Source organism: Guyparkeria sp. (assembly GCF_041687595.1).
Taxonomy (GTDB): domain Bacteria; phylum Pseudomonadota; class Gammaproteobacteria; order Halothiobacillales; family Halothiobacillaceae; genus Guyparkeria.
This window is the reverse complement of sequence record NZ_JAWLBP010000005.1, coordinates 29,689-53,847: the sequence shown is the minus strand read 5'-3', so window position 1 is coordinate 53,847 and position 24,159 is coordinate 29,689. Positions and strand designations below refer to the sequence as shown.

Annotated in this window: 23 protein-coding genes; 5 read left to right on the top strand and 18 right to left on the bottom strand. The window is 66.5% G+C overall.

The window, feature by feature from the left end:
* Positions 1-42 precede the first annotated feature (42 nt).
* Positions 43-1,749, bottom strand: coding sequence for a proline--tRNA ligase (locus tag ACESL5_RS01960; RefSeq protein WP_372591099.1), 1,707 nt, complete (start codon positions 1,747-1,749; stop codon positions 43-45).
* Positions 1,750-2,152: 403 nt separating this feature from the next.
* Positions 2,153-2,641, bottom strand: coding sequence for a DUF4124 domain-containing protein (locus ACESL5_RS01955; RefSeq protein ID WP_372591098.1), 489 nt, complete (start codon positions 2,639-2,641; stop codon positions 2,153-2,155).
* A gap of 190 nt (positions 2,642-2,831) precedes the next feature.
* Here ACESL5_RS01955 and ACESL5_RS01950 point away from each other — a divergent pair, with 190 nt between their 5' ends.
* A complete protein-coding gene (locus ACESL5_RS01950) occupies positions 2,832-3,785 on the top strand; it encodes a LysR family transcriptional regulator (RefSeq protein ID WP_372591097.1) in 954 nt (317 codons plus the stop codon).
* Between the two features lie 316 nt (positions 3,786-4,101).
* Here the strand turns inward: ACESL5_RS01950 and ACESL5_RS01945 are convergent, their stop codons facing one another.
* From ACESL5_RS01945 to ACESL5_RS01935, 3 genes are all read right to left on the bottom strand, one after another.
* Positions 4,102-4,671, bottom strand: coding sequence for a DUF302 domain-containing protein (locus tag ACESL5_RS01945; protein ID WP_372591096.1), 570 nt, complete (start codon positions 4,669-4,671; stop codon positions 4,102-4,104).
* Positions 4,672-4,862: 191 nt separating this feature from the next.
* Entirely contained in the window at positions 4,863-6,287 is a 1,425-nt protein-coding gene (locus ACESL5_RS01940; RefSeq protein WP_372591095.1) for a PhoH family protein, read from the bottom strand.
* A 58-nt stretch (positions 6,288-6,345) separates the two neighbouring features.
* Positions 6,346-6,840, bottom strand: coding sequence for a peroxiredoxin (locus tag ACESL5_RS01935; protein ID WP_372591094.1), 495 nt, complete (start codon positions 6,838-6,840; stop codon positions 6,346-6,348).
* 254 nt (positions 6,841-7,094) lie between these two features.
* Here ACESL5_RS01935 and dapA point away from each other — a divergent pair, with 254 nt between their 5' ends.
* Together dapA and bamC are read left to right on the top strand one after the other, a co-directional pair.
* Positions 7,095-7,991 carry a 4-hydroxy-tetrahydrodipicolinate synthase gene (gene dapA, locus ACESL5_RS01930; RefSeq protein WP_372591093.1) on the top strand — a complete coding sequence of 299 codons (897 nt, stop codon included), beginning with the start codon at positions 7,095-7,097 and terminating at the stop codon, positions 7,989-7,991.
* 37 nt (positions 7,992-8,028) lie between these two features.
* Positions 8,029-9,138: an outer membrane protein assembly factor BamC gene (bamC, locus tag ACESL5_RS01925; RefSeq protein ID WP_372591092.1), complete on the top strand. Its 1,110-nt coding sequence runs from the start codon at positions 8,029-8,031 to the stop codon at positions 9,136-9,138.
* A 94-nt stretch (positions 9,139-9,232) separates the two neighbouring features.
* Here the strand turns inward: bamC and folE2 are convergent, their stop codons facing one another.
* From folE2 to ACESL5_RS01865, 12 genes are all read right to left on the bottom strand, one after another.
* Positions 9,233-10,021 (bottom strand): GTP cyclohydrolase FolE2, encoded by a 789-nt coding sequence (gene folE2 / locus ACESL5_RS01920; RefSeq protein WP_372591091.1) that lies wholly within the window; start codon positions 10,019-10,021, stop codon positions 9,233-9,235.
* A 77-nt stretch (positions 10,022-10,098) separates the two neighbouring features.
* The gene (gene queD / locus ACESL5_RS01915; protein ID WP_372591090.1) at positions 10,099-10,500 is read right to left on the bottom strand and encodes a 6-carboxytetrahydropterin synthase QueD; all 402 of its coding nucleotides are present in this window, start codon (positions 10,498-10,500) and stop codon (positions 10,099-10,101) included.
* A complete protein-coding gene (dxs, locus tag ACESL5_RS01910) occupies positions 10,497-12,407 on the bottom strand; it encodes a 1-deoxy-D-xylulose-5-phosphate synthase (protein ID WP_372591089.1) in 1,911 nt (636 codons plus the stop codon). Before dxs ends, queD begins: the two co-directional genes overlap by 4 nt.
* 8 nt (positions 12,408-12,415) lie before the next feature.
* A complete protein-coding gene (locus tag ACESL5_RS01905) occupies positions 12,416-13,375 on the bottom strand; it encodes a polyprenyl synthetase family protein (protein ID WP_372591088.1) in 960 nt (319 codons plus the stop codon).
* A 7-nt stretch (positions 13,376-13,382) separates the two neighbouring features.
* On the bottom strand, positions 13,383-13,661 hold the full coding sequence (locus ACESL5_RS01900) for an exodeoxyribonuclease VII small subunit (RefSeq protein WP_372591087.1): 279 nt from the start codon (positions 13,659-13,661) through the stop codon (positions 13,383-13,385).
* A gap of 74 nt (positions 13,662-13,735) precedes the next feature.
* The gene (gene radA / locus ACESL5_RS01895) at positions 13,736-15,118 is read right to left on the bottom strand and encodes a DNA repair protein RadA (RefSeq protein ID WP_372591086.1); all 1,383 of its coding nucleotides are present in this window, start codon (positions 15,116-15,118) and stop codon (positions 13,736-13,738) included.
* Between the two features lie 5 nt (positions 15,119-15,123).
* Positions 15,124-16,398, bottom strand: a complete 1,275-nt coding sequence (locus ACESL5_RS01890; protein ID WP_372591085.1) for an HlyC/CorC family transporter — start codon at positions 16,396-16,398, stop codon at positions 15,124-15,126.
* 85 nt (positions 16,399-16,483) lie between these two features.
* The gene (locus tag ACESL5_RS01885) at positions 16,484-17,302 is read right to left on the bottom strand and encodes an inner membrane protein YpjD (RefSeq protein WP_372591084.1); all 819 of its coding nucleotides are present in this window, start codon (positions 17,300-17,302) and stop codon (positions 16,484-16,486) included.
* Positions 17,303-17,365: 63 nt separating this feature from the next.
* Entirely contained in the window at positions 17,366-18,781 is a 1,416-nt protein-coding gene (locus ACESL5_RS01880) for an FAD-binding oxidoreductase (protein ID WP_372591083.1), read from the bottom strand.
* Between the two features lie 4 nt (positions 18,782-18,785).
* On the bottom strand, positions 18,786-19,349 hold the full coding sequence (locus tag ACESL5_RS01875) for a hypothetical protein (protein ID WP_372591082.1): 564 nt from the start codon (positions 19,347-19,349) through the stop codon (positions 18,786-18,788).
* Between the two features lie 55 nt (positions 19,350-19,404).
* Positions 19,405-19,776 carry a YraN family protein gene (locus tag ACESL5_RS01870; protein ID WP_372591081.1) on the bottom strand — a complete coding sequence of 124 codons (372 nt, stop codon included), beginning with the start codon at positions 19,774-19,776 and terminating at the stop codon, positions 19,405-19,407.
* A gap of 61 nt (positions 19,777-19,837) precedes the next feature.
* On the bottom strand, positions 19,838-21,697 hold the full coding sequence (locus tag ACESL5_RS01865; protein ID WP_372591080.1) for a penicillin-binding protein activator: 1,860 nt from the start codon (positions 21,695-21,697) through the stop codon (positions 19,838-19,840).
* Positions 21,698-22,007: 310 nt separating this feature from the next.
* Here ACESL5_RS01865 and rsmI point away from each other — a divergent pair, with 310 nt between their 5' ends.
* Together rsmI and ACESL5_RS01855 are read left to right on the top strand one after the other, a co-directional pair.
* Positions 22,008-22,913 (top strand): 16S rRNA (cytidine(1402)-2'-O)-methyltransferase, encoded by a 906-nt coding sequence (rsmI, locus tag ACESL5_RS01860; RefSeq protein WP_372591079.1) that lies wholly within the window; start codon positions 22,008-22,010, stop codon positions 22,911-22,913.
* A gap of 72 nt (positions 22,914-22,985) precedes the next feature.
* Entirely contained in the window at positions 22,986-23,282 is a 297-nt protein-coding gene (locus tag ACESL5_RS01855) for a hypothetical protein (protein WP_372591078.1), read from the top strand.
* Between the two features lie 4 nt (positions 23,283-23,286).
* Here the strand turns inward: ACESL5_RS01855 and aroE are convergent, their stop codons facing one another.
* Complete coding sequence (aroE, locus tag ACESL5_RS01850) at positions 23,287-24,141, bottom strand: shikimate dehydrogenase (protein ID WP_372591077.1); 855 nt, start codon at positions 24,139-24,141, stop codon at positions 23,287-23,289.
* Positions 24,142-24,159 lie beyond the last annotated feature (18 nt).

Sequence of the window (24,159 nt, the reverse complement as noted above, 5' to 3'; positions counted from 1 at the left end):
CCGACCCGCTTTTCTGCGAGGGAATCACGTTTGGCGACTGACTCAGGCGAGTTGCGCCTGGATCCAGTCGAACAGCCCTTCGGAGGGGATGTCCTCGCTTTCGGCCGCATCCCGACGGCGCACCTCGTACTGGCCGGCCTCGAGCCCGCGCGGGCTGACCACGACGCGCAGGGGCACGCCGATCAGCTCCCAGTCGGCGAAAGCCGCGCCGGGACGCAGGCCCCGGTCGTCGAGGATCACGTCGATGCCGCGTGCACGCAGGTCGTCATGCAGGGCCTCGGCCGTCTCCATGACCGTGGCGTCCTTGTTCGCCCCGATCGGCACGATTGCCAAGGTGAAGGGCGCAATCGGCTGCGGCCAGATGATGCCGCGATCATCGAAGTTCTGCTCGATGGCCGCTGCCACGATCCGCGAGACGCCCACTCCATAGCAGCCCATCAGAGGCACCAGCGGCTTGCCATCCTCGCCGAGCACCTCGCAGTTCATTGCCTGGCTGTACTTGTCCCCGAGCTGGAAGACATGCCCAACCTCGATGCCCCGGCAGATGGCGAGCTTGCCCTGGCCGCCCGGGGCGGGGTCGCCGGCGACCACTTCACGAAGATCGGCGCTGTCTGGCTCGGGCAGGTCGCGACCCCAGTTCACGCCGGTCAGGTGATGGCCGTCACGGTTGGCGCCACAGGCGAAGTCCGACAGGGCGGCCGCGGCGTAATCGGCAATGACCGGGATATCGAGCCCGACGGGGCCAATCGAGCCCACCGATGCGCCGGTCAGCTCGGGTGCGTGTTTCTCGTCGACGAAGGTCAGCGGATCGGCGATGGCCGGGTGCTTGGCGGCCTTGATCTCGTTGAGACTGTGATCGCCGCGGAGGACCAAGGCGACGGCCGGGGCCTCCGTGCCGACGACCAGCAACGTCTTGACCGTGCGCTCGGAAGAAATGGCCAGTTGCCCGGTGACTTCCTCGATGCTGCGGGCACCCGGGGTGGCTACCTCGCTCATGGCTTCGTCGGGGGCGGGGTGTGGTGTGTCGGCCGGGAAGGTGGGCGCCATCTCCACGTTCGCGGCATAGTCACCCTCGGTGGCATAGGCGATCTCGTCCTCGCCCGAGTCCGCCAGGACGTGGAATTCGTGGGAGGCGTTGCCGCCGATCGAGCCGGTGTCGGCGACCACGGCCCGCCACGCAAGCCCCATGCGGTCGAGGATGCGTCCGTAGGCGGAGTACATGGTCTCGTAGGTTTCCCCCAGTGACCGGCTGTCGGCATGGAAGGAGTAGGCGTCCTTCATGATGAACTCGCGGGCGCGCATCACGCCGAAGCGCGGCCGGATCTCGTCACGGAACTTGGTCTGGATCTGGTAGAAGCACACCGGCAACTGGCGGTAGCTCTTGAGCTCGCGGCGGGCATAGTCGGTGATCACTTCCTCGTGCGTCGGGCCGAAGCAGAACTCGCGCCCGTGACGGTCGGTCATGCGCAACAGTTCCGGGCCATACTGGTGCCAGCGGCCGGATTCCTCCCAGAGCTCGGCGGGCTGCACCGCCGGCATCAGGACTTCCAGTGCCCCCGCGGCGTCCATTTCCTCCCGGATGATCGCCTCGACACGGCGCAGGACCCGCAGGCCGAGCGGGGACCAAGTGTAGAGCCCCGAGGCAAGCCGTTTCAGCATCCCCGCGCGCAGCATCAACTGGTGGCTGGCGATTTCCGCCTCGGCCGGGGTTTCCTTCATGGTGTTGATGGCGAATTGGCTGGCTCGCATGGATGTCTCGCTTCGCTGGGTGGAAATGGGTGGGTGTCCGGCCGAATCGCTCAAGTATCCGGAAGTTCCGGACCCCGGGCGCGGTGGCTTGGCCGTGTGAAGTGACCTCGACGACCCGCCGCGATTGTACCGGGCGGGCCATCGGAGCGTCGAGTGGGGAGGTTGCAGCCGCGGAGTCATGCCGGGGCCGGGGTGGGACGGCAAGGGCGGGAAGACCGGGCAGGGAGTCCCCCGAGTGGCCCTGAGCGCCGTTCCGACGCATTGCCTGTCGGGTCAGGTGGAGGGCATGGGTTTGCCAGCAGCCCCCTCATCAATGTCGGGCCGCCTGTTTGTCACCATCGGCACGCTTCCCCGGGGCCGGGTGTTCAGCGCCGCCCGGATGCGGGTCTCGGCGAGGAGTGCGTTACTCGCCGTCGGCATCGTCGTGGCAGGCTTCCTCGATGATCGCATCGAGGCGCTCGATGCGTGACGCCCGCTGCTCCTCGCTCATCGGCTGGTACTTGCCCTCGTCATCACGGACCATCAGGTTGTTCGCACCGTCGCCGATCGCCGCGCGTTGTTCCCTCGCCTTCTGGCAGGCCTCGCGCGCCTTTTCGCGGTCCACCACCTTCACTTCCGTGGACGGATCGGTAGCCGGGTCGTCACTGGCTGCCTCCTCGGTGGATTCAGCTTTCTCCGACTCCTGCGCCGCCGGCGTGGCGTAGGTCGAATTCACCGCTTCGGACTGGCGGTCCTTCGGCGGGGTCTGCGTGAACTGGACGTTGCCCTTCTCGTCGACCGACTTGTAGATGGTCGAGGCAGCGGTGGGCCCGGCGGTTACCAGCCCGAGGGCGAACAGGCCGGCGACGGCCGGGCGGAGGAGGTTCTGAAGACGGAGTGCGATTCCTTGCATGATGGTTCTTCCAGATGGTTTGCTGTTGCCGGGAGCATTCGGTCTCCGAGCATAAACCGGTTCGCGGAGGCAGAAAAGTCCCGTGGCTTGCACAATGCCTCCTGCCGAGGCGGGAGGCAGTCGCAAAGCACAAGTTGCCTTGATACACTATGCATTAACGCTTATTGCCACCCGGAAACGAGACTAGCCAATGGCCGATCGACGCCTAAAGGTTTTCAACACGGTTGCCCGCCTGCTCAGCTTCACCAAGGCGGCCGAGGCACTGCACATGACCCAGCCTGCGGTGACGTTCCAGGTGCGGCAGCTGGAAGAGCACTTCGACACCCGGCTGTTCGACCGGACCCACAACCGCGTCACCCTGACGGACGTGGGGCATACGGTCTACGAGATATCCGAGCGAATATTCGAGCTCTATGACGAGATGGACCGGCGGGTCAAGGAGATGACCGGCGAGATCGGCGGGGCTCTGAACATCGGGGCGAGCATGACGGTGGCAGAGAACATGCTCCCCGCCCTGTTGGGCAATTTCCGGCAGGACCATCCGGACCTGTCCGTGCGGCTGAAGGTCGGCAATACCGAATCGGTGGTCTCGATGGTCGAGCACAACGTGGTCGACCTGGCGCTGGTCGAGGGCAGCGTGACCAATAAGAACCTGCTGGTGGAGACATGCCGTCGCGACGAGCTGGTCGTGATCATGCCGCCGGAGCACGAGCTTACCGCCTATGCCGATAAGGGCGTGCCGGTGGAGAAGCTGATGAGCTATCCGTTCATCTGCCGGGAGGAAGGCTCGGGTACCCGCGAGGTCGTGATCAGCTACATGAGCGAGCAGGGCATGACCGAGGGCTGGGACGTCTGCATGGAGCTTGGCAGCCCCGAGGCGATCAAGGGTGCCGTCGAGGCGGGCATGGGCCTCTCCATCATGTCGTCGGCCGGCATCACCAAGGAGCTCAAGCTCGGCCTGCTCACGGCGGTGCCGCTGAGTCCGCGCCTGTTCCGGGACTTCTCCTTCGTCCGTCAGCGCCACAAGTTCCGCCTGCCGGCCATGGAGCAGCTGCTGGAGTTCTCGCGCGAGTACTGCCGTGAGAGCACGCCCATGCATGACCTGGAAGTGATCCAGCACACGGCCAACGGCGAGGAGGCCTGACGCCTCCGCCCTCTAGCGGCACGAACCATCCTGAAGGCCCGCCTGTCGATGGACAGGCGGGCCTTTTTGATGCGTGCTGTACTGGCCACCGGGCTGCCACCGTTGCCGAGCCGAGTTGCAGGCGAGGTGGTCACGTTAAGTGCCATTCAACGGCGTTCGATGTCCACGGCATGGCGAAGTGTACGGTGTCGACATCACGCCCTGCTGCGGCAACGGTCGGCCGTTGCCATTTTCCGTACAAAGAAAAACCCGGCGCGGAGCCCGCGCCGGGTTTCGGGTCGGCCATAGGGCCGGCCGGTGGAAGGGTCAGGTTGGCTTAGAAGCCGCCGCTGGCGCCCGCTTCCATCATCTTGTACATGGTGTCACGTACGTGCATCGCTTCCTTCTTGAACTCTTCCGGCATTTCCTTGCCACCGTGCACGAACATGTCCATGTTCAGGCCGTAGAGATGGTAGCGGCCCTCGTCGTCCTCGACCACGGCGATGCGGCAGGGCAGGTAGGCGGAGAAGTACGGGCTGAAGTTGACGGCCAGGCGGGCGATCTGCGGGCTGCAGTACTGATAGATCATCAGGTAGCGCTGCTCTTCGCCGGTCTCCAGCTCGAGCTGCTTGGAAAGCGGCATCTCGCCGACGTTCATCAGGCCCGTGCCGACAGCGGCCGACTCGATGCTCACCTTGATGTCTTCCTTCGTCAGGCCTTCGTCGACTTCCATGTGCCAGACCGTGGCGGCACCTAGGTCGCCGCCGCTCTCGACGAACTTGTCATACATTTCGCCATAGATGTCCATGGCTTTCGGGTCGAGATCGCCCTTGATGGACATGAAGCCGCAACCGGACAGCGTGAGGATGGCGGCACCGAGGATGGATGCCTTGAAAAAGTTACGCATTGTTTGACTCTCCCTGTGGAATCTTTTTGCTTTGGAAGCAATGCCGATTATCTGCCCATTAGAAGATGCTTACAAACTTTATTAATTTACCGCTGATAAAGGGGCTTAATCTGTTCATTTCCCCTTGGGAAACATGGACATGGAGCGATTTTTCGGCATGTCGGCGTGGTATTCCCGGGTGAAACGGTCGGTTACAGGACCTCCGCGGCAAACTCGGCCAGACGGGAACGTTCGCCCCGGGTGAGGGTGACGTGTGCACCGTGCGGCCAGCCACGGAACCGGTCGACCACGTAGGTCAGCCCGGAGGAGGTCTCGGTCAGATAGGGCGTGTCGATCTGCGCGATATTGCCGAGACAGACCATCTTGGTGCCCGGCCCCGCGCGAGTGATCAGCGTGCGCATCTGCTTGGCCGTGAGGTTCTGGGCCTCGTCGATGATGACGAACTTCTTCTGGAAGGTGCGCCCGCGCATGAAATTGAGCGAACGGATCTTGATGCGTGACTGCAGGAGATCGTTGGTCGCCGCGCGTTCCCAGGAACCGCCTCCGCCGTCGGTCTTGGCCAGCACCTCGAGGTTGTCCATGAGCGCCCCCATCCAGGGCGTCATCTTCTCCTCCTCCGTACCGGGCAGGAACCCGATGTCCTCGCCGACCGGGATAGTCACCCGCGTCATGACGATCTCCGTGAATTCCTTCTGTTCCAGCGTCTGCGTCAGCGCGGCGGCGAGGGTGAGCAGCGTCTTGCCGGTCCCGGCCTGGCCGAGCAGGCTGACGAAGTCGATATCCGGGTCCATCAGGGCATTGAGTGCGAAGCTTTGCTCGCGATTCCGGGCCGTGATGCCCCAGACGGCATGGCGTTCCTGCTGGTAGTTGGCGACGCTCTCCAGCACCGCGGTGCCCTCGTTCTCCACCTGCCGGACCACCGCCGTGAACGGGGCGGGTTCGTCGAGGTGCAGGTAGAGATTGGGATACCACTCCGAGGTGTCAGCCCCGTGGACCCGGTAGAAGACCTGGCCTTCCTCCTGCCAGGATTCCAGCGAGTCCGCATGGGTTTCCCAGAATGTCGGGTCAAGCGCCTCGTGACCAGTGTGCAAGAGCGAGACATCGTCCAGGACCTGGTCATTGTGGTAGTCCTCGGCGTTCAGTCCGACCGCCGTGGCCTTGATGCGCAGGTTGATGTCCTTCGAGACCAGGATGACTTCCCTGTCCCGGATCCTTTCCTTGAGCCCCAGCGTGATGCCGAGGATCTGGTTGTCCGCCCGGCTCCCGGGCAGCCGGACCGGCAGTTCGTCGTCTTCCTCGCGGGTTTGCAGGAAGAGCCGGCCGCTGGGCTTGGCGTTGTGCTCGTCCGGGTCGCGGATGGCGCTGTGGATGGCCAGCCCCTCGTTGATGGTACCGATGTCGACGTCGCTGAGCATCTCGTCGAGGAAGCGGCTGACCTGGCGAACGTTGCGTGCCGTTTCCGACTGCCCCTTCTTGCCGGCGTCCAATTCCTCCAGAACGATCATGGGCAGATAGATGTCGTGCTCCATGAAGCGGAATAGGGCCGTGGGGTCGTGCATGAGGACGTTGGTATCGAGTACGAAAAGGCAGCGGTTCTCGCGAATCTGGCTGATCATCGTTGCGGGGCTTCCCTGTTGTGTCGTTGCCGGGACGGTCGGCCCCGGTCGCTTTGCGTCAGAGTGAATCGAGGGCCTCGAGCACCTCCTCGACGTGCCTCGGCACCTTCACCTTGCGCCAAGCCTGGCGGACCATGCCCTCGGCGTCGATCAGGAAGGTGCTGCGCTCGATGCCCTCGAAGCGCTTGCCGAACATGTTCTTCATCCGCAGCACGTCGTAGGCCCGGCTGATCGCGCGGTCGGTGTCGGCGATGAGTGGGAAGGTCAGGCCCTGCTTGTCGCAGAAGCGCCGATGGCTGGTCTCGTCATCGTTGGACACCCCAATCACCCGTGCCCCCCGCGCCTCGAAATCGGCAAGCCGTGCCTGGAAATCCCGGGCCTCCGTGGTGCACCCTGGGGTGTTGTCGCGCGGGTAGAAGTAGAGGACCAGCGAATGCCCACGGCAGTCGGCGAGTGAAATGGACTGACCATCGCCAGTCTGACCATGAAAATCCGGGGCCGGGTCGCCGGGACGAGGAGAAGGGGAGGGCGTGCTGGAGGTCTGTTTGCTCATCGCTTCGGGTATAACCGCTCTCTGGTGACATTGTGATGATCGTCGGGCCGGTTTCTCCGGTCCCCTCGGCTCCAATATAGCAGTCGGCCGCCTCCGCGTCGGGCGGTGCATCCGCCGCGGCGTGACGCGAGTCGGAGTCGGCTTGTCACTGGTTGATATCTGCCGGTACTATGCGAGTTTGGTCCTGCCGCGCCCGGCAGGCGCATACGGGGCCCGGCCCCACGTTCCCAGCACGAGAGAGCACGCGAGGCGACATGACGGCGAACACGATTACCGGCAGCATGGTGGCCCTGGTCACCCCATTGCATGACGACGGCGCAGTGGATTATGTCGGTCTCAAACGCCTGATCGAGTGGCACGTTGCGTCCGGCACGCATGCCATCGTCGCGGTGGGAACCACTGGCGAATCGGCGACGCTCGATTACGAGGAACACATCGCCGTGATCCGGGCGACGGTGGACCTGACCGCCGGGCGGGTGCCGGTGATCGCCGGTACCGGGGCGAATTCCACTCGCGAGGCCCTGGCCTTGGCCCGTGGGGCCAGGGCGGCCGGGGCCGATGCCCACCTGTCGGTCACGCCCTACTACAACAAGCCCACGCAGGAAGGCCTGTTGCAGCATTTCCGGGTGATCGCGGATGCCGTCGACCTGCCGATGATCCTGTACAACGTCCCGGGCCGCACGGCCGTGGACATGGCGCCGGAAACCACGTTGGCCCTGGCCGAGCATCGCAACATCGTCGGGATCAAGGAGGCCACGGGCTCGATCGAGCGCATGCGCGACGTGATGGCTCGCCGCCCGGAGGGCTTCGCCGTCTACAGCGGAGAGGACAATCTTGGGGCGGCCTGCATGCTTTCTGGCGGTCAAGGCAGCATCTCGGTCACCGCCAATGTCGCGCCGGCCCTGATGTCGCGGATGGCCGAGGCGGCGCTTGGGGGCGATAGCGAGGAGACCGAGCGTCTCGACGGCCGTCTTGCTCCTCTCCACCGTGAACTTTTCTGTCAGACCAACCCCATCCCGGTCAAGTGGGCCCTGCACCGCCTGGGCCTGATTGGACCCACGTTGCGCCTGCCGCTGACCCCGCTGGCCGATTTCTGCCACGCCGGCCTTGAGCAGGCGCTCGGTGAAGCCGGTTGCCTCGACGGGCAGTGACCCACTCATGATCAATACACACTGGAAAACAACAGGTATGCGACACACCAACCCTTCCCGGATGCTGACCTTGGCGACGGTGGCGGCCGCCGGCCTGATCAGCGGCTGCTCCAGCGTCCCGTTCTTCGGTGGTGACGATCGTCAGGCCGACCGGGCCGCCAACCTTGAGGTGCCGCCGGAATTCACTCGGCCGACATCCGGCGGGGCGGTGGCACTTCCGGAGATCGCCTCCGCCCGTGCCGAGCAGATGGATCGCCGCGAATCCGGCGGGGTGCTCGACTCGGGAACCGACATCCAGGTCGCCGGAGAGCCGGGGTCGCGCTACCTGGTGGTGGCAGCCGAGCCGGACGCCGTATGGCCGAAACTGCGCGACTTCCTGCGCGAGGAGGGCTACACGATCCGCCGCCAGGAGGCGAGCGCCGGGCTGATCGAGACCGAGTGGACCGGGCTGGCCAGTGGTGACCAGACCGGCTTTTCCATCATGAATTTCCTCCGGGTCGCGGCGGATACCCTCTTCAAACCCGATTTCATCGAGCGGGTGCGCCTGCGCATCGAGCGGGGCGACGACGCCGGCGAAACGCTGGTGTTCGTCACCAGCCAGAAGCGCGAGCTGACCGGCGACGAGCCCCTGATGCCGGGTGACGAGAGCGACACCTTCAAGTACAGCAACGCGGTGGACGACCCGTCGATGAATGCCGAGACCATGGCAAGACTGGCGGCCTACCTGTCTGGCGGCAGTGCCGAGGAGGCGCGGCAGATGGTGGGTGCCAAGTTCAGCCCGCGGGCCAAGGTGGAAGGGGACGAGCCCGAGGATCGCCACGTCGTGGTGACTCAGTCCTACCCGAAGGTATGGAACCGGCTGGGGCTGGCGCTGGACCGTCTGGGCTTCGATCCGGTCTCCCGGGATCGGGACACGGGTGAGGTCGAGGTGAGCCACCCCTACCCGCAGGCGCTCTACGAGGGCATCCTCATGCGCGGCGTGACGATCGACAAGGATGCCGAGATGACACTCCATCTGACGCTTCGGGTCGAGCCGCGCCGAGATGGCGGTACCGACGTCCGCATCCGTACCATCAACGTGGCCGGTGGCTCGCTGCCGGAGGATCGCTCGGTCGTCCTGTCCCGGATCAAGTCCGAGCTGGAGTGAGGTCGAGTCGGACCGGGCCTTTTCGCCCGGCCGGATGCAAGAAGGGCCCCGTCGATCGACGGGGCCCTTTTTCATGTCGCTCCCGGGCTGGGTGTCAGCGCGCCGGACGGCGGATCACGGCCCATGCCGAGTGGTTGTGGATAGACTCGAAGTTCTCCACGCTGATCTCGAAGCCGTTGATGCCTTCGAAGTCGTCGAGGGCGCTGGCGACATCGCGAACCATGTCCTCCACGAACTTGGGATTGTCGAAGGCGTACTCGGTGATGTACTTCTCGTCCGGACGCTTGAGCAGCCCCCACAGCGGGCAGGAACCTTGTGCCTCGACCGCGGCAATCAGGTCGTGGATGGCCAGGGCGGTGTCACTGATCTCGGTCTCGACCGTGATGTGCGAACGCTGGTTGTGCGCACCGTACGCGGAGATTTCCTTGGAGCAGGGGCAGAGGCTTGTCACCGGGATCACCAGCTTGAGCATGGTGCGTGCCCGGCCATGCTCGAGGTGGCCGCTGAGGGTGACGTCGTAATCCATCACCGCCGGCTGGCCACTCACGGGGGCGTCCTTCCGCACGAAGTACGGGAAGGTGAAATGCGCCTCGCCAGCGTTGGCCTCGAGCCTGTCCACCATTGCCCGTGTCCAGTCGGCCATTCCCGACAATGACAGGCGCAACGGGTTCTCGTTGAGCAGTGCCACGAAGCGCGACATGTGAGTGCCCTTGCGGTCGGCGGGCAGGCCCACGGTGAGTTGGCACTCGGCGACGGTGGCCTGTTCCTGATCGCCATCGACGAGGGTCATCGGGTGACGGATGGCCTTGATGCCCACCTGGTCGATGGCGATGTCGCGCGCATCGTGGCTGGACTGGACATCGGGCATTTCGTGACTGTTCATGGAAGCTATTCGGTGCATGTTGAATGGATAAAGCGGGCTAATGGCCGCTCGGGGGTGACTCTAGCACAGGCGGCAGGTCACGGTCGGAAGGTCACCGCGGAGCGCTCGTTTTCCCATACGGTGACCGCCGAGCACTGGTACGTCTCACCGTCGACCAGCCGGGCGATCTCGCGGTGGAAGTAGGCCGCGAGATTTTCGGCGGTGGGATTGATCATGTCGAAGGGCGGGATCTCGTTGAGATAGGCGTGGTCGAGCCCCTTGGCGACCTCGCGTGCCCGCGCACGGATCTCCTTGAAGTCCATCACCATGCCCACCGAATCGAGCTGGGTGCCGGTCACCTCGACCACTACCCGCCAGTTGTGGCCGTGCAGGCGCGCGCAGTTGCCGTCGTAGCCGTGCAGGCGGTGGGCCGCGGCGAATTCCACTTCGGTGGTCAGGGTATAGGTGGGCCCACTGGTCCGGGCGGAATGGTCGGTCATGAGTCGGAAATCCTGTCGAGGAATGCGGCGATACTATCGGCAAGTGACTGAAAATCAAGCCCGGTGTCGGCCAGGCATTCGTCGCGGCTGCCGTGCTCGATGAAGCGGTCCTCGATGCCGAGTCGCAGGGCCGGTCGCGGGTTGCCCGACTCGAGCAGCCGCGAGAGGATCTCCGCGCCCACCCCGCCGATGCGGCTGCCTTCCTCGACGGTCACGACCCCCGCATGTGCCTCGGCCAGTTCCGCGATTGCCTCGAAGGGCAACGGCTTGACCCAGCGCAGGTCGAGCAGGGTCAGGTCGAGTTCCTCGCAGATGGGCTGCAGTGTCTCGGTCAGCGGGCCGACGGCGATCAGCAACAGACGTCGTCCAGCATTACTGCTGCGCCGGATCAGGCGTGGTGCCCAGGAGTCGCTACCCGCGGCTCCACCCAGATCGGCGGGACAGCGGTCACGTGGGAAGCGGATCATCGTCGGCCCGTCGTGTGCCAGAGCTGTCTCCATGGCCGCCTCGAGATCGCGCTGATCGGCTGGGGCGGCTAGCCGGAGGTTCGGCACGCTCAGGCCGAGCGACATGTCGAAGCTGCCGGCATGGGTCGGGCCGTCCGGGCCCACGAGCCCGGCGCGGTCGACGAGGAATACCACCGGCAGATTCTGCAGGGCGATGTCGTGGATCACCTGGTCCCAGGCGCGTTGCAGGAAGGTCGAGTAGATCGCGACCACCGGACGCAGGCCCTCGGTGGCCAGGCCGCCGGCGAGCGTGACGGCGTGCTGTTCGGCGATGCCGACATCGTGTAGGCGGTCCGGGAAGCGCTCCTGGAATGTCTTGAGGCCGGAGCCCTCCACCATCGCCGGCGTGATGGTGACGATTCGCGGGTCGCTCTCGGCCCGGCGGCAGAGGATTTCGGCGGTGGCTTCGGTCCACGTCGGGCGCGTGGAGGGGCTGGCGGGCGGAGCGATCTCCTTGGAGGCCAGCCGGCTGACAGTGCGTTGCCCGACCCCGTGGTAACGCACCGGGTCGCGCTCGGCCTCGTCTAGTCCCCGCCCCTTCTGCGTGACGACGTGCAGCAGTCGCGGGCCGGGCTGGTCTCGCAGGTTGCCCAACGTGTCGAGCAGGGCATCGAGGTCGTGCCCGTCGATCGGGCCGAAGTAACGGAAACCCAGTTCCTCGAACAGGCTGCTCGCCCCCGTCAGGTGACGCATGCCGTCGCGCAGGCTTGCCCGGGTCGAGCCGAGCAGGTCGCCCAGGGGACCGGCCTGGGCGAGCACACTCTCGCCCGAATGACGCAGCTTCTCGATCAGCGGCAGGCTGCGCAGACGGGTCAAGTGCTGGTTGAGCGCCCCGACGTTCGGCGAAATGCTCATCTCGTTATCGTTGAGGATGACCAGGAGATCGGCGCGGCAGTCGCCGGCATGGTTTAGTGCCTCGAAGGCCTGGCCCGCGGTCATCGCGCCGTCACCGATGATCGCCACCGCGTGACGGGCCGAACCTTGCTGCCTGGCGGCGATGGCCATCCCCAGTGCCGCGCTGATCGAGGTGCTGGAGTGGCCGGCTCCGAACGGATCGTACGGGCTTTCCGCTCGGCGGGTGAAGCCGGCCGGGCCGCCGCGCTGGCGCAGCCGACCGATCTCGCCGCGGCGGCCGGTCAGCGTCTTGTGCAGGTAGGTCTGGTGTCCGACATCCCACACCAGCCGGTCCTCGGGGGCGTCGAAGACCCGGTGCAGGGCGAGGGTGAGCTCCACCACGCCCAGGTTGGCGGAGAGATGTCCACCGGTGGCATCGATCTGGGCGAGCAGGGCGGTGCGCAGTTCCTCGGCCAGCGCATGCAGTGTCGGACGCGACAGCCCCTTGAGGTCGGCGGGGCTGTCGATCAGGTCGAGATGCGGAGTATGAACGGAGGAAAGGGGCATTGGGGCCGTCAGTGCTGGCGGTGGATGACGAAATCCAGGCAGCTGCTCAGCGCATGGCTGTCGGTGCCCAGCGTGCCCAGTTCCCACAGCGCGGCATGCGCGCGGCGAACCGTGTCATCGAGTTCCTTTCGTGCTCCCTCGAGCCCCGCGACGGTCACGTACGAGCACTTGTCCGCAGCCAGGTCCTTGCCCGGCGTCTTGCCCAGTGCCTCGGCCGAGCCGGTGACGTCGAGGATGTCGTCCTGGATCTGGAAGGCGCGGCCGAGCAGACGGCCGAACAAGTCGACCTGTGCGGTCTGGCGCGGTGACAGTCCGCTCCAGCGCCCGCCCATGGCCAGTGCCGCGCGGATCAGCGCCCCGGTCTTGCGGTCGTGCAGGTCGGCCAGCGTGGCTATCTCGCTCGCTTTCCGGTTTCCTGCCAGCGACAGGTCGATGGCCTGGCCGCCGACCATGCCGGAAGGGCCGGATGCCGATGCCAGCCGCCGGATCCAGTCCAGTCGCACGGCCTCGTCCGTCCGGGCCTCGGCCAGTGCGGAGAAGGCGAGCGACTGCATGGCGTCACCGGCGAGCACGGCGGTCGCCTCGTCGAAGGCCCGGTGCAGGGTGGGGCGCCCGCGGCGCAGGTCATCGTCGTCCATGCAGGGCATGTCGTCATGGACCAGCGAGTAGACGTGGATCAGCTCGACGGCGATCGCCGCCGGCCACAGCTTCTCGTGGGCGGGGTCGTCCAGGTCTGGCCAGGGGCGGCCGTGGAGGCTGCCCAGGAACACCAGGGCGGGGCGCAGGCGCTTGCCACCATCCAGGGCGGCGTAGCGGATGGCTTCCTGCAGGTCGGTCGGGGTGTCTGCCAGCAGGCGATCGAGGGTGCTGTCCAGGCGGGGCTCGAAATGGGCGCGCAGGGAGGCCAGCCAGGCATCGAAGTCCGGCGTCGAATGGTGCTTGTCGGCTGATGTCGAAGTCGGGATCACGACGCGGTCAGATCAGGCTGCCGTCGTCCCGGGAGGGAGCGTCGTCTTCCGCCGGCGAGTCGTTCAGGGCGTTGACGCGCTGTTCGGCCTCGTCGAGTGCCTTCTGGCACTGGCGCTCGAGACGGATTCCGCGTTCGTAGTCCTGGAGCGACTGCTCCAGGCTCTGATCGCCCTGTTCCAGCCGGGCGACGATCTGCTCGAGTTCCCCCAGGGCCTTCTCGTACTGGGCGATCGCCGAGGGGGCGCCTTCTTCGATGGTCTGGGAGGAAATGCGGTCGGAATCCATGGCTGGCCTCATCGATGGGTTGCAACATTATACCGCCGGGCGGCAGGCGGGACCAAAGACCGTCGGGCCCGGTCTCAGAAGGTGTCGACCGCCTCGATGGCCTCGTCGAGGTGACCCACCCCGATCACCTCCAGCCCCTCGATGGGCTTCGGCGGCTTGTTGGCTCTCGGCACGATCGCGCGGGTGAAGCCGTGCTTTGCCGCCTCGGTCAAGCGTTCCGGCCCGCCGGGGACCGGGCGGATCTCGCCGGCCAGCCCCACCTCGCCGAAGATCACCAGTCCCTCGGGTAGCGGCCGGTCGCGGAAGCTCGAGAGCATCGCGATCAGGCTGGCCAGGTCCGCGGCTGTTTCGGCGACACGCACGCCGCCGACCACGTTGAGAAACACGTCCTGGTCGAACAGCGCGACCTGGCCGTGACGGTGCAGCACGGCCAGCAGCATCGCCAAGCGGTTCTGGTCCAGGCCCACGGTCAGCCGCCGCGAGCCGCCGCCGGGATGGTCGGCCACCAGTGCCTGGACTTCCACCAGCATCGGACGGGTACCCTCGCGGGTGACCATCACCACGCTGCCCGGCACCGGCTTCTCGTGGCGGGAGAGGAAGATCGCGGAGGGGTTGGACACGGGTTTCAGGCCGTGGTCGGTCATGCCGAACACCCCTACCTCATTGGCCGCGCCGAAGCGGTTCTTCACCGCGCGAATCACGCGGAAACGCGCCCCGGGGTCGCCCTCGAAGTAGAGCACGGTGTCGACCATGTGCTCGAGCACGCGCGGGCCGGCCAGCGCACCTTCCTTCGTGACGTGGCCCACGATCAGAACGATCACCCCGTGGCGCTTGGCGAAGCGAACCAGCTGGGCGGTGGCCTCGCGCAACTGCGATACTGAGCCGGGGGCGGCGGAAAGCTCCTCGGTGTAGAGCGTCTGGATGGAGTCGACCACCATCAGGCCGGGCAAGGACTTTGCGCAGGCGGCCAGGATCGACTCGATGCGGGTCTCGCTCAGGAGCGTCAGATCGCCGGCCCGCCCGGCCAGGTCGTTGCCCAGCCGACGACCGCGCAGGGCGACCTGTTGCAGGGATTCCTCGCCGGTGACGTACAGGCATTCGAGCCGGTCCTGCAGGCCGAGCACGGTCTGCAGCAGCAGGGTGGACTTGCCGATGCCGGGATCGCCGCCGAGCAGCACGACCGATCCGGGTACCAGTCCGCCACCGAGGACGCGGTCGAGTTCTCCCAGCCCGCTGGATTCGCGGGCCGTCTCGCTGACCTCGACCTCGCCGATGGCCGTGATGGCCGGCGCCTCGCCGGCGTATCCCGCCGCTTCGCGAGCCGGCGACTTCCCGCCCGGCAGACGCATCTCGGCGAGGCTGTTCCAGGCACCGCACTCGTTGCAGCGCCCGGCCCACTTCGGGTGGTCGGCGCCGCATTCACGGCAGACGAACGCTGTCTGGCTCTTCTTGGCCATTTGCCTCAGGTCTCGCCGTCGCCGCGCTTGAAGGTGGTGATCAGTGCCGTGTCGACGGCGCGCTTTCTCACCGTCCGCACCTCGATATGTGCATCGGGCAGGTCGATGGTGGCCCCCACGGTCGGCAGTGATTCGAGTTGCTCGATCACCAGCCCGTTGAGCGTGCTGGCTTCGTCGGTGGGCAGTTCGACCTCGAGCTCGCGGTTGATCTCGCGGATCGGCAGGTTACCGCGGACGATATAACGGCCGTCGTCCTGCAGGGTGATGCCCTCATGGTCCGAATCGGGTGAGGTGGTGAACTCGCCGACGATCTCCTCGAGGATGTCTTCGAGCGTTACCAGTCCCTGGATGTCGCCGTATTCGTCCACGACCAAGGCCGAGCGTCGCTCCTGGCGCTGGAAGTTGAGCAATTGGGTGGTCAGCGGCGTGCCTTCTGGCACGTAATAGGGTTCGGCCACTCGCCGCTTGAGTCGGGAGAGCGTCAGGCTCTGATCGATCAGTGGGCCGATCAGTCGTCGTACGTTGATGATCCCGATGGTGTGCTCCACCGATCCCTCGAACACCGGCAGACGGGAATACGGGGCATGGATGAGCTGGTCGAGGACGTCCTTCCAATCCTGGGTGATGTCGATGCCGACGATCTCGGCCCGCGGGATCATGATGTCCTCGACGCTGGCCTTGCCGAGCTCGAGCACCGACAGGAGCATGCTCTGGTCGAGATCCGGCAGGCGCTGGCCGGACTCGCGCACGATGGTGTGCAGTTCGGCCCGGGTGAGCGCGTTCGATCCGGCCCCGCTGGGGTGCAGCCCGAAGATCGACAGCAGTCCGTTCGCCAGCCAGTTGATCAGCCAGATGACCGGACGCAGCGGGCGGATCAGGAACGAGTAGACGAACGAGGCCGGGAAGGCGAAGCGCTCGGGGAAGACGGCAGCGGCAGTCTTGGGCGCGACCTCGCCGAAGATCAGCAGCAGGAACGTCATCGCCCCGGTGGCGATGGCGATGCCGGAATCGCCGAACAGCCGCAGGCCGATCACCGTGGCGATCGACGAGGCGAGGATGTTGACGAAGTTGTTGCCCAGCAGGATCAGGCCGATCAGGCGGTCGGGCTCGTCGAGCAGCCGCGAGGCGAGGATCGCGCCGCGTTGGCCCTGCTTGGCCAGGTGGCGCAACCGGTAGCGGTTGAGCGCCATCAGGGCGGTCTCCGAGCTGGAGAAGAAGGCGGACAGGACGATGAGCACGGCCAGGGCCGTGAACAGAAAACCTAAGGGTATCTCGTTCAAGAGTGGTTGGATTCGTTATTGGGCCAGCCGGCAGTGTAAGGCCAAGGCGGCAGTATTTCGAGCCGATGGGTCGCGATTGCGGAAATCAGCCGATATCGAGTATCCACTCGAGCACGATCTTGGTGCCGAAGTAGGCCAGCCCCATCAGGATGAAGCCCGCCAGGGTCCACTGCACCGCCGTGCGTCCCCGCCATCCGGCGAGGTGGCGGCCGACCAGCAATACGGCGAAGACTACCCAGGCGATGACCGACAGGATGGTCTTGTGCACCAGGTGCTGGGCGAAGATGTTCTCGAGAAAGAGAAAGCCGGTCACCAGCGCCAGCGTCAGCAGCAAAAAGCCGGTGACGATGAACCGGAACATCAGCTGCTCGACCGACTCCATGGGCGGGAGCATGCGGACCCAGCCGGCCGGCTGGTGACCGTGCAGGGCCTGGTGGAGCAGCAGCAGCATTACCCCCTGCAACGCGGCCAGCGTGAGTAGCGCATAGGCGGCCAGCGAGATCAGGATGTGGGCATCCAGCGCCACCATGCCGGTCTTTATCGGGACGTTGGACTCGGGGACGAACACGGTGAGAAAGACCGTCAGTGCCGTGATCGGCAGCAGCAGCACGGCGATGCTCTCCAGTCGCTCGCGGAAGGTGCTGACCACCGTGATGGCGCTGGCCAGGCCGAACACAACGGACAGCGAGTTGAGCACCGTGAGGTTGAGGGCGGTCGGATCGGTCTGGAAGCCCAGTCGGTAGAGCAGGGCCGCCTGGCCGACCAGTGCCGCGATCGCGATCAGCAGGGCGGGCAGCCGGAGAGAGAGCCTGGCCCGCTGCCATTGGTCGACGAGAAGCAGGGCGGTCGCCAGGGCGAAGCCGGTGATGGTCGCGCTGGCGAGAAAGGTCACGCTGTGGTCCAAGTCGAGTGCTCCTCCATGCGAGCGGGTTTTGCGGTCCGGTCGAGGCCCCAGTCTGCCACAGCCTCAACCGTCGGTATCGGCTGACTCCGTATCGGGCAGTTTCTTGTGCGGGTTGAGGATGCCCAGCGGATCGAAGACCTGCTTGATGCCCCGCATCAGGGCCAGCGAATCCGGCGTGATCTCCCGGGAGACGAACTCGCGCTTGACGTAGCCGATGCCGTGCTCGCCCGAGAGCGTACCGTCGAGTGCCAGCACGGCATCGAAGACCTCGGTCAGGGCCTTTTCCGCTGCCGCCATCTCGCGGGCGTCGTCCGGGTTGACCAGCAGATTGACGTGGATGTTCCCGTTGCCTGCATGGCCGAAGTTCACGATCGCGATGGCATGGCGGCGGGCGATCTCGTCGAGCGTGGCGATCAGCCGCGGGATGCGCGAGACGGGGACCACCACGTCCTCGTTGATCTTTTTCGGTGCCACCTGCCGAAGGGTAGGCGAGAGCGCCTTGCGCGCGGCCCAGAGGCTGGCCTGCTCCTCTTCGGTGCGGGCGACGGCGATGTCGATCGCCTTGTCGGGGTCGTTCGCGGCGGCCTCGATCCGCTCGACCAGCCCGTCGATGCCGGTCTCGTCGCCGTCGACCTCGATCATCAAGAGGGCGCCGGCATCCTCGGGGATCTCTACTGCCGAATTGCGCCGCAGCAGGTCCAGGGCGTTGCCGTCCAGAAACTCGATGGCCGCCGGGGTGGCCGGCTGGCCCATCAGTCGCGAGACGGCCTCGGAGGCGGCGTGCATGTCGGGGTAGAAGGCGCGCAGCAGTCGTCGTGTCTCGGGCAGGGGCGTGAGCCGCAGGGTGGCCTCGGTGATCACGCCGAGCGTGCCCTCCGAACCGATCAGCAGGCGGGTGAGATCGTGGCCGACCACGCCCTTGGTCGTCTGAGTGCCCGCCTTGATGCTCCGGCCCTGGCCGTCGACCGCGCGCAGGCCGAGCACGTTCTCCCGGGTGGTGCCGTACTTGACCGCGTGCGGACCGGCGGCATTGGCACCGAGGTTGCCCCCGACGGTGCAAAGCACGTTGCTCGTCGGGTCGGGGGGCCAGAAGAAACCCTTCTCGCCGACGATGCGCTGCAGGTCGGCGTTGATCAGTCCGGCCTCCACCACGATCAGCCGATCCTCGGGTCGGAAGTCGATCACCCGCGTCATGCGGTCGGTCACCAGCACGATGCCACCCTCTACCGGTACCGAGCCGCCGGCCGTGCCGGTGCCGCGTCCGCGGGTGGTCACCGGGATGCGCGCCTCGGCGGCGGCCCGGATGACCTCCACGACCTCGTCGTGGCTTTCCGGGAAGACCACCAGGCCGGGCGCGTGATGCACCCGGCTGTTGTCCATTCCGTAGGCCCAGGTGGTGCCGGCATCGGTGGCGACTCGATCGGCTCCGATGCGGTCGGCCAAGCGCTGTGCAAGAGTTTCGATGTCCGTGGTGCTCATGGGGTCAGTTCGTCAGGCCGAGGAGCTGGCGGTCTACCAGGTCGACCAGCATGTGGATGAGCTTGAGCTGCATCTCCTGAGCGATGCCGGGGCGGTCGGTTGGCACGCAGATCAGCCGGTCCTGGCTGTGCAGGTGCGGTGCGATCAGTTCCTCGGATCCGGCGGAGATCAGGACCACCTGCATCTCGCGTTCGTGCGCCGCGCGCAATGCGGGCTCGATGCCGTCGACCGCGTTGCGGGTGATGGCGAGCAGCACGTCGTGCTGGGCCCCCAGTGCCCGGATCGGCTTGACGAAGGGCTCCTTCCCGCCCGGGTACTCGGCCAAGGGAATCACCGGGAGCCCGGGTCTCGGGTGCTCGAACTGTCCGGTCATCAGCCGGGCGAAATAGTGCGCCAGGTCGTTTCGGTCCCGGGCGCCGCAGGCGAGCACGCGCTGCCCATTGAGCACGGCCGTCAGGATGACGCCGGCCGCCTCGAGCGCTTGCGGGGCGATCTGGTCGAGCAGGCGGCCCATCTCCTGCAGGTCGTCGTCCAGGCGTCGTTTGAGTCCGTCTAGGATCTCGCTCATTTCGTCAGGGGTCCGTGCTGTCGCTCGATAGCGTGTTCAGGGAATACTTGCTGAGTCAGAATGCATCGGGGAGCCAGTCGATAGCCGGCCTGCCGCCATGGCGGGGAACGGTCACGGCCACCACGTCGAAGCGGCAGTACATGTCCTGCCAGGCATCACGCGAGCTTACCAGTCGCTGTGCGGTTTCCCGTACCTTGGCGCATTTTTGCGGCGACAGGCTCTCGGCGGCGGAGACCAGCGAGCCGGTCGCCCGCGCCCGGACCTCGACGAACACCAGCGTGTCGTCGCGCCGCATGACGAGGTCGATCTCGCCGCGTCCGGCGCGGGCGTTGCGTTCGAGGAGGACCAGCCCGTTTTGCTCCAGGTGACGCCGGGCGAGTTCCTCGGCCTGCCGTCCCCGCTCCTGGCGCGTTCCGTTCCACGGCATGGCCCGGCGCTCCATCCAATGCCTGGCGGCGCGGCCGAGAGGGTTGCCCGGCCTCACGATCTCACTCGACGATCCGGAAGAATGTCTCGCCGCTGCCGGGGGCAGTGGTGTCGGGGGCGCTCGCCGGGCGTCTGACCGGGCTGACCGGGCTGTCGGTGGTCGGCAAGCCGGATTCCGTGCCATAGGGGCGCAGCATGCCGTCGCGGAACTGCCCCCAGGCCGCGTTGCGTTCGATGACGCCGACGGGGGTCAAGGACAGGTCCCCGGTCAGCCCGGAGACCACGCCTCCGTCGAGCAGGATGTCGAGATGGGCGGCCAGCATCGCGGCATCCGCGCCGAAGGCGAACAGCCTCGGCAGGGAGCCGGCAAGCTGGGCACGCTCATAGGCGAGACGCATGGGGTGTCCCGGCCCGGCGGAACCGGCCAGCAGCATCGGGGCAATCGGGATGATGGTGCCTTGCTTGTCCGAATCGTTGCGCGGATCGCGGTTGCCCGAGTAGGTGGTGGACAGGGCATAGCGCGGCAGGTCGTCGGCGCCGAAATAGTCGAGCTGTGGGGCCACGAGGGACAATTCGTCGGCAGCCGCCGCGACGAATATGGCGTCCATGTCGCTGCGGATCTCTGGCTGGAACGGGCCATCCTCCTCGGACTGCATCTTCAGCAGCCGGGGAAGATCACGGGAGAAATCCGTCTGGCCGGCGGCGAACGTGGCCTCGTCGAGGATCTCGCCGCCCTGCAGCGTGAACTCGTCGACGAAGGCATTACGGGCGCGCTGCCCCAGCCGGGTGTCGGCGGCGAATACACCAACCCGCTGGTGACCGTCGGCCAGCATGCGGTTGGCGACCGAGACGGCATCCTGCTCCGGTGACAGCGAGTAGCTGATGATCCCGCGGGGGAGGCGCTCGCCGTCGGGCGGGCTGTTCAGCGCGATCACCACCGGGCCGTCGGCGGGCAGGCCGCCCAGGGCACTGATCTGCTCCTTGACCAGCGGACCGATGACCACGCTCGCGCCACGGTTGGCCGCCTGCTCGAGGGCGATGCGTGCCGACATCCCGTCAGTGCCCGAGTCAAGGTAGAACAAATCTCGCTGGGAACCCAGAGACGTAGCCTCGCGGGCATACTCGATGCCGCGGCGGATTTCCTCGCTGATGCCGCGGTAGCGCTCGTCTTCCGGCAGCAGTACCGCGATCGGACCGTGCCTGTCCGGGACACGCAGGGTGTCGATGGCGCCCATCGGCCCGGTAGTCGTCAGCACCTCGACGAACCCGGTTGCGGTCGCCGGATGGTCCGGGTTGGCGTCGGCCCAGCCGCTCAGCCGGTCCGGCCTCTGGCGGTAGTCGCGCGCTAGTTCGAGCCAGCCGCCGAATACGGGATCCGTGGTCCGCTCGCTCGCTTGCGCCAGTTGCCGAGTGTCCACGTTTGCCAGCGCGTCCCACAGTCGGGCATGCACCTGCTCGGCCGGCGCGTCTGGGAGCTGTTCGCCGAGTGCCGAATAGAAGCGTGCCCCGTCGAGGTGATTGCCCTTGTCGACATTCAATGCCCCGAGCAGGAGCAGTCGGCGGCGTTCGGTTTCCGGGGCGAGTGGCAGCGGAAGGTTGGTGATGGTGCGGATCGCCCGGTCGACGTCTCCATCGGCCCAGTGGCCGATCCCGTCGGCAATCGCCGCCCGGCGCCGGTCGATGCGCGGCCATTGCTCCCGGGTGTCGGTCTGCTGGTAGAGTTCCCTGGCCAGTTCGAGTTCGAGGGCATCGATTGCGGTCTCGATGGCGATGAGCTGCTGCTCGGCGCGCTCGGACCCCGTCAGGGTGCGCGACAGTTCCATCTGAGCGCTGGTCAGGGCGACCGGGTCGGCATCGGCCCTTGCCTGATCCACCCGCATCTGGGCCTCGGAGCGCTGCGCTTCCTGGGGAGAAACCGCCATCTGTGCGCACCCGGCCATCGCCATCAGGGCGACTGTGGCCAGGGCGGTCCGGATGGTCCGGGCGTATGTTCGATCAGCGGTCGATGACATGTGACGCGTGAGATCCTTCTGGGCGAGCTGGCAGTTGGTGATCGGCATGCAGACTCCGGCGCCTTTGAGGTAGCTGGTGATGTCCCGGTTAACCCGATGACGTGAACAAGCGGTGAGTATAAACAAATGGACACCCTGAAAAAGCCATGCCGGGGCTGCGAGCCGTTGGCGGACCCGGTCCCGGTGAATGCCTGTGTCGATGTCGACGGGGGGTGGATGCATGTCTGACCGGGAGGAAGGAAAGGCGTTCGATCGTTCCCCGGACGGAGCGGGGCGCTGGGTCGAACCCGGGACGCTCTACGTGGTCGCCACGCCGATCGGCAACCTGGCCGACATCAGCGAGCGGGCCGCGTCGGTGCTGCGCGGGGTGGACCTGATCGCCTGCGAGGATACCCGCCATGCCCGGGTCCTGCTCGATCATCTGGGTGTGAGGAAAGAACTGGTTGCTGTCCACGAGCACAACGAGCGGGCGGCGAGCGCGTCACTGGTCGAGCGGCTCGGGCAGGGTGCCTCGGCGGCTCTGATCAGCGATGCCGGCACGCCGGGGATCAGCGATCCCGGCCAGTTGCTGGTCTCGGCACTCACCGGGGAAGGAATCGCGGTGTCCCCCATACCCGGGCCTTCGGCTGTGATCGCGGCCCTGAGCGCGTCAGGGCTGCCGGCGCGGCCGTTCTGGTTCGAGGGGTTCCTGCCCGCCCAGGACAAGGCCCGTCGCGACCGGCTGGCTGCGCTGGCCGCCGTGGAGGCGACGCTGGTGTTCTACGAGGCGCCCCACCGGATCGCGAAGAGTCTGGCCGCCTGTGCCGAGCAACTCGGCGACGGGCGGCGCGCCGTGGTCGCCCGCGAGCTGACCAAGCGCTTCGAGCAGTTTGCACACGGCAGTCTGGCGTCCGTGCTGGCGGATTTGCAAGCCGGGGAGATCCCGGCCCGCGGGGAATTTGTGGTCATGGTCGGGCCGCCCGTGGCCGCGGTTGGTACCGACACGGCCGAGGCGGATGCGCTCATTGATGCGCTGGTGGCTGAGGGGGTGGCGCCGAAGAGCATCGCCCGGGTCGTCTCGCGCACGACCCGCCTGTCCCGGAACGAGGTCTACGCCGAGGTGCTTGCCCGGCGTGGGGCGAAGTGAGGCGGCCCGGATGCCGGGGCAGGGGCAATTGGGTATCCTGCACGGCATCACTCATCGCATCGAGAGTTCGGCATGATTTCTCCCCTATGGCTGGCAACAGCCGCCCTGCTGCTGTCACTGATCGGCCTGTTGATCCTCTGGCGTGCCTACCGCTCACTGCGTAACGCACAGCTGCGCCGCGAGCGCTGGTTTCAGGCCCAGTTCGAGAACCTCGAGCGCGAGTGCCGCGGACTGGAGTCAGCCTTGGCGGGGTTCGGGCGGCATCTGGACGAGGTCGATCAGCGGCTGGGAGAGATCGACGTGGAAGGGAGGCGCCGGGAAGCAGGTGGAATCGGTACCAGCCCCGGAGCGGGGCCTGCCGCTGGGTGAGTCGTCAGCCCTGATCCTGTCCGGAACGCGCGATGGCCTCGCGCAGGGTCAGGCGGACCGGCGCGGTGTCCGGCCGGCATCCGTGCCACAGGCTGAAGCTTTCGGCTGCCTGTTCCACCAGCATGCCGAGCCCGTCGTGGGTCGACGCGCCGCGGGCTGCGGCCCATGCCATGAACACGGTGGGCTCGGCACTGTAGGCCATGTCGTAGGCGGTGGTGTCCGCACCGATGATCTCCTCGGGCAGCGGCGGGAGCTGTCGGGTCAGGCTGGCCGGGGTGGCGTTGATGATCAGATCGAAAGGGGTGGCCTCGATTCCCGCCAGGGGGCATCCGGATAGCAGGCAGTCTCCGGCGACATCGGCAAACTCCTCGACCAGGCCGTAGGCCCGTTCCGGGTTGCGGTTGGCGACGGTCAGCTCGGCGGGAGTACGTTCCAGCAAGGGTTCGAGCACGCCGCGCGTCGCGCCGCCGGCACCCAGGATGAGCACGCGCCGCCCGGAGATGTCGACTCCGTGGAAGGCCAGATCGTTCACCAGCCCGATGCCGTCGGTGTTGTCGGCCTGGATCGGGCCGCCGGGCTCACGGGGAAAGACCAGTGTGTTGGCGGCGAGTGCGCGCTTCGCCCGCGGGCTGTGTTCGTCGGCCAGGTCGAAGGCTTCGAGCTTGAAGGGGACCGTGACGTTCATTCCGGCGCCGCCGCGCTCCATGAATTCCCGCACCACCGCTTCGAAGCCGTCGATCGGTGCCCAGAGCTTCTCGTAGACCAGGTCGATGCCCGTCTGCCGGGCGAACTGCTGGTGGATCAGGGGCGAGCGCGAGTGCTCGATGGGGTTGCCGATCACGGCGAACAACTGCGACATGCGGTTTCCGTCGTCTGT